This window comes from Hominilimicola sp., assembly GCF_046972485.1.
Lineage (GTDB): Bacteria > Bacillota > Clostridia > UBA1381 > UBA1381 > Hominilimicola > Hominilimicola fabiformis.
Genome location: NZ_JBKVWU010000128.1, coordinates 1 through 5,872, shown reverse-complemented (window position 1 = coordinate 5,872; position 5,872 = coordinate 1). Strand labels below are relative to the sequence as shown.

The window sequence follows — 5,872 nt, the reverse complement described above, 5'->3', positions numbered from 1 at the left end:
GTCACCTCCGGTTTGTCTGTCGGATTTACTGTCGGTGTTACTTTTGGTTCATCCGTTGGCTTTGCTGTTGGTGTTGCTGTCGGTTCAATCGTTGGTGTTGCCGTTGGTACCTCCGTTGGTTCAATCGTCGGTTCTTCTGTTGGTGCCTCCGTAGGTTCAACTATGCTTTTTACAACTTCACCTGTATATGCTTTTGTTGTACCTAAAGCAACAAAGTTATTTTCATCTATAAATTTAATGTTTTTCAATGGTTCTGCTGTTCCGTCGTCATATGATGTCGGTATTTCGTCCCATGCTGTCTCTGTTGTCAATACAGTGTTGTTTGTTTTATACAACTTGCCGTTTTCGGTTCCTACCAATATATAAGCTTCATTTGTACCGACTCCGACTACTTTTTCACCGTCGGCTACAGTAATTTTTGCGATATTCTTTGAATCTGTTATTGCATATAATTTTTCTGAACCGTCTACGATAAGATATTGACCCGCCTCTTGTGAATATGTCGCATCATAAGGAGCATTTGTTGTTATCGAGCCTTGGTTATTGTTCTGCATTGTCCAAGTGTATTTTGGAGATGTAGTTTGAAAACTTAAATCATATGATTTATATTGATTACATACAAACATTGATATATTTCCATCTTCAGCAGCCGGTTTTGCGACTGCTACCATTGCAAAAAAACCTGATGAATTAGGAATTGTATATTTGTTATTTTTAAATTGATTTGCTGTTAAATCAGCCGTTGCATTTGCGGAATCTTGTCCGCCGAATACAAGTTGATCTCCCGATACATCAATCATTGTATTTGTAGTCCAATGCAAATTCTTATTTTCAACCCACACAATACCGTTTTCCGAAGTATATGTGCTTTTCGCACCGTGAGCCACAAAAATATTATTTGCTTTCCAATATACTAATTGTTGTTGTGATTTTTTATTACTCGAAATCGTTGCCGCTGAATTCAGCGGTTGATTTTGACAAGGCTGCCATGTAACGCCGTTATCTGTTGAATAGAAAAGCCTGCCCAACGTTTTGTCTGTAGTCTTTGTCAATGCAACAAGCGTTGTGCCGTTTGAAGTAATGTCAATAAATTCATATCCGTTCAAATTTGTAACTGTTGCTTCCGTCAAATTACTTTCGGCTTTCACATTTTCTGCCGCAATATTCATTACGTGCATACTGCTGAAAGCCAATGCCACTGACATTATAAGTGAAACTACTTTTTTCTTCATAATTAATACTCCCTTCTGATTTAACTTTATACCACCCGTTTAATTAAGTTCCTATTAGCCTTTTACCGCTCCGACTGTAAGACCTTTTGCAAAGTATTTCTGGAAGAATGGGAAAATGATAAGCATAGGACCTGCCGCAACCATACACATTGCAAAACGTATTGTTACTGACGGCAGATTTGATAAATCAAGATCCACTCCCGCTACAGGAGAACTTTCCGCCATATTCTTTACAAATTCTGCCTCACGCAATATTTTCTGCAATAAATATTGAAGTGAATACAAATTGCTTGATTTAATATAGATAAGTGCCGTGTTCCAGTCATTCCATCTTGAAAGAAGAGTCAACAATGATATTGTCGCTATTACCGGCTTTGAAAGCGGCATAACAATCTTAAAGAATGTCTGTAATTCACTCGCACCGTCAATCTTAGCCGATTCCATAAGTGCCTGCGGCAGTCCTTGGAAAAAGCTCCTTATAACTATAACATGAAACGCGTTTACAAGGCAAGGTAATATATACACCCAAATTGTATCACCAAGATGTAGGTATCTTGTTATCCAAATATATGTCGGAATAAGTCCGCCCGAAAACAACATTGTAAAGAATATAAAGAATGTTGCTATCTTTTTATATTTGTAATTCGGTCTTGAAAGCGGATATGCAAGCATTGCCATTACCACTACTCCCAAAACTGTTGCAACTATCGAATAAATAATTGTCACCTTATATGAATCCAAAAGTTGCTGTGGATTTCTGAATACATATTTATATGCCTCTGTCGAAAATACTGACGGGATTAATTTATATCCCTCCGAGAGCAATGTCTGTTCATCCGAAAACGATGCTGAAATAATTAATACAAACGGAAGTATGAATACCAATGATCCCAGACAAAACATTATGTTGATAATTATGTTCGGAATTCTTTTGCTTTTTTTCATTTTCTTCACCCTCCTTTAGAATAACGAATTTTCCGGCGAAATCTTTTTAACAACTAAGTTCGTTGCTATTACCATAACCAAACCAACTGCCGATTGGAACAAACCAACCGCTGTAGTAATACCTATATCACTGCCGGTTCTCAATCCTCGATAAACGTATGTATCAATTATATCGGTTGTCGGATAAAGAAGTCCGACATCTCTCGGTATTGTATAGAACAAACCGAAGTCACCTTTTATTATGTGTCCTACGTCCAATATTGTAAGTGTTACCATAAGCGGTACAAGTGACGGAATTGTGATGTATAGAATTTGTTTAAATCTTCCCGCACCGTCAATCTGCGCCGCCTCAAAAAGTTGTTCGTCAATTCCCATAAGTGCCGCATAGTACATAATTGATTTTAATCCGACTGTTTTCCAAACATTGATTATCGGCAAAATAAATACCCAGTATTTCGGTTCCGAATACCATTGAAGTCCTTCACCGCCGAAGAAGCGGATTATCTTGTTTAAGATACCCATGCTCGGTTCAAGCAAAATGTATGTTATGTAACCTACAATTACCCATGAAAGAAAATGTGGCAGTATCATGCTTGTTTGATAGAATTTTAATGCTTTTCTGCTGCGTACTTCATACAGAAGAATAGCAATCGTCACTGCTGCGATTAAACCAATAACTATAAACAGTATACCGTATCCTACCGTATTTCTTCCTATTCTCCAAGCATCCTGTGATTCAAAGAAGAATTTGAAGTTTTGAAATCCAACCCATTTACTTTTAAAAATTCCTAAGTTATTTCTGTAATCTTTAAATGCAATTATTATACCCAACATCGGTACGTATGCAAATACCAGTAACAGAACTATTCCCGGTATCATTAATGCGGAGAGTTCTGCATTATCACGGAAGTCTTTCCAGCGAGTCTTTTTTCTTACTGTATTTGCGTTTTCTTTCGGTTTCGACTTTACCTTAATCATTTCATCACCCTCTGTTTCTTTTTTATTTAATTATATTTTATCTGACGCCTGTTCATATTTCAAGTGCAAAAAGTTTACTTTGTGTTAATATTTTGACCTCTTAATTGTGCAATGTGAATATTATTAAATTTTATTTATATCTTTAATTAGCCATTTATACATACATTTTTATATTTTGTGCTTGAATAATTCAATCCTATATGTTACAATCATCTACGAAGAAATATGAAAGACAGAAAAGAGGGTTTTTTATGTTCAGTGTAATAGTTGTTGACGATGAAATGATGATTCGCACAAGTATATCCGCATTCATCAATAACTGTGACGTTGGTTTTGAGGTTGTCGGAACTTTCCGTGACGGCAGTGACGCGATTAAATATCTTGAAGAAAACAATGTTGATTTAGTTATCTCTGATATAAGAATGGTACAGGTTTCGGGTATTGACCTTGCTCAATATATTTACGAAAACAAGCCTTGGACGCAAGTTATTTTACTTAGCGGATATGCAGATTTTGAATACGCCAAAGCGGCTATTAAATACAACGTCAAAGAATACATAACAAAGCCGACTAATTTTGAAAATCTTAAAAATTCACTTATCAATATGAAGAATTTATTGACAGAGCAAAAAAACAACAATATTAATTCTTTCTTTGATAACATTATGCACCTGTATGCAGAGATTGTTTCGATAAATTTGGCTGATGCCAAAGAAACGCTTTGCACTTTATTAGACGAAAATACGCACAGGAACGAAAGACTCGGTCAATATGCTTTCAATATATTTGAAATAATCATTGATAAGCTCTACGCTAATCTTAATATCAGAATATCAACCGAAAACGATGATTTTAATGACTTTCCCGATATTACAGATAATCAAAAGGTATATGATTTTTCAATAAAAATGCTTGAAAATATTATAAAACAACTTTCTGCAAAAAACAAAAAGACAGACAACATAGTTGTTGACAAACTTATTCAATTTATCAATGATAATTTTTCAAAGAATATCTCATTGCAAGATGCAGCCGAAAGCGTATTTTTTAATCCTGCATATTGCAGCAGATTTTTTAAAGAACAAACAGGTGAAAATTTCAGTAACTACCTGCTTAAAGTCCGTATGGAACACGCAGTTAAATTACTGAAAGAGAACAAGAAAATCAACGACATAAGCAAAGAATGCGGATACCAAAGTCCGGGATATTTCACACGAGTGTTTAAAGATTACTATAATTGTACGCCAAGCGAATATTTACATAACTCATAATTAAATCGAAAGGAATATATTTGTTATGAACAAGATAAAAAACATATGGTTTAATATCAGACATTTTAAATTTAACAGTATATTTCTGCGTACATTTCTGTTTATAACAGCATTGACTGTTATACCGTTTATAGTGCTTAGCATTATGTTTTATTCAAATACTTTGAAAAACATTTGCGAAGAGATTACTTTGGAAAACTCTTATATATTTGATAATTCGGTGAATATTATCGACCGAACATTAATGGAAGTCGATACTTTAAGCAGTTCTCTCGCAAGTAATGAAAGTACACAGTTGTATACAATAAACAATGTCAGCACCGATTCATTTAAAACAATCTCACGACTTGCTAAGACCTTGCCTATTATCTATCGATACATCGATTCGATTTACATATATTCAGAGCCGACTGATACTGTAATTATGGACAATAACAGTATTCCGTTGTCCGATTTGAGCGATACCGATTGGATCAGTGCTTATCATGCGGTTACATCACCTAAAGGCACGATAATTCCAAGAAGTAAAAATAACATATATCCGCAACTTATCACGATTATTAAGCCGATATATGTTGCCGACGAAAAAAAAGGCGCAATTATTATGAACATAAACACACAAAGCATTTATAATTCAATGCTTTATCAGCAATATAAAGACGGCAGATTGTTTTTTCTTGTAAATGCCGATAATAAAATTATCATTTCAAGTGATTCATCATACTTTAATACTTACCCTGACAATATTGGTCCGAATACGCTTACGATAGAATCTAATCCGAAAAACAGTGTATACGAAATTAATGACAAAAATTATGTTGTACTATCCGGTGACAGTGCAATATCGGATTATAAGTATATAAGTGCATATCCTCTTGAACTTTACGAACATAAGTTATCAACTATGAAATTGCAAATCATCGGTATTTTACTTTTGCTTATGATTATTATTTTCATACTTGCTTATGTTGCGTCTGTCAGAAGTTACAGTCCGCTTAATGAAATTATTTCATTCCTTGATAATTCACAGCCTCCTGCCGACAGTATTGAGGAAGAAGATAAAAACGAACTTATGTATATAATAAACAGCATACAGACGCATATCAACGACAAGACAAAAATGGCTGAAATTTTAGAAGAGCGTATGAAACTTCTTAGAAAATCACAATACGATATGCTCCAAACACAGATTAATCCGCATTTTCTTTACAATACGCTTGAAACAATTAATTGGATGGCTTATAATATGTCCAATTCAGAAAATCCGGTATCTAAATCACTGATTAATCTTGCAAGCTTTTTCAGAAATACACTCACTTCCGGTTATTTTGTTTCTATCGAAAACGAAATAAAATACACCAAAGAATACGTTAATATTCTTGCACTGCGTTACGGTGATTTGTTTGATATAGAATGGGATATTGACGAATCGATTTTATCATATAC

The 5,872-nt window shown here is 34.5% G+C and carries 5 protein-coding genes; 2 read left to right on the top strand and 3 right to left on the bottom strand.

What is annotated here, in order from left to right; translation table 11 throughout:
- The 3 genes from ACLTU0_RS10245 to ACLTU0_RS10235 form a co-directional block, all read right to left on the bottom strand.
- A partial coding sequence (locus tag ACLTU0_RS10245) for a PT domain-containing protein (protein ID WP_412322344.1) occupies positions 1-1,232 on the bottom strand: 1,232 nt, incomplete at its 3' end.
- Between the two features lie 54 nt (positions 1,233-1,286).
- Entirely contained in the window at positions 1,287-2,177 is an 891-nt protein-coding gene (locus tag ACLTU0_RS10240) for a carbohydrate ABC transporter permease (RefSeq protein ID WP_412322342.1), read from the bottom strand.
- A 15-nt stretch (positions 2,178-2,192) separates the two neighbouring features.
- The gene (locus tag ACLTU0_RS10235; protein WP_412322341.1) at positions 2,193-3,155 is read right to left on the bottom strand and encodes an ABC transporter permease; all 963 of its coding nucleotides are present in this window, start codon (positions 3,153-3,155) and stop codon (positions 2,193-2,195) included.
- Positions 3,156-3,406: 251 nt separating this feature from the next.
- On the opposite strand from ACLTU0_RS10235, the gene ACLTU0_RS10230 reads away from it, so the two are divergent.
- Both ACLTU0_RS10230 and ACLTU0_RS10225 read left to right on the top strand, forming a co-directional pair.
- A complete protein-coding gene (locus ACLTU0_RS10230; RefSeq protein ID WP_412322340.1) occupies positions 3,407-4,426 on the top strand; it encodes a response regulator transcription factor in 1,020 nt (339 codons plus the stop codon).
- A 25-nt stretch (positions 4,427-4,451) separates the two neighbouring features.
- The coding region (locus ACLTU0_RS10225; protein ID WP_412322339.1) for a sensor histidine kinase at positions 4,452-5,872 on the top strand (1,421 nt) is incomplete at its 3' end.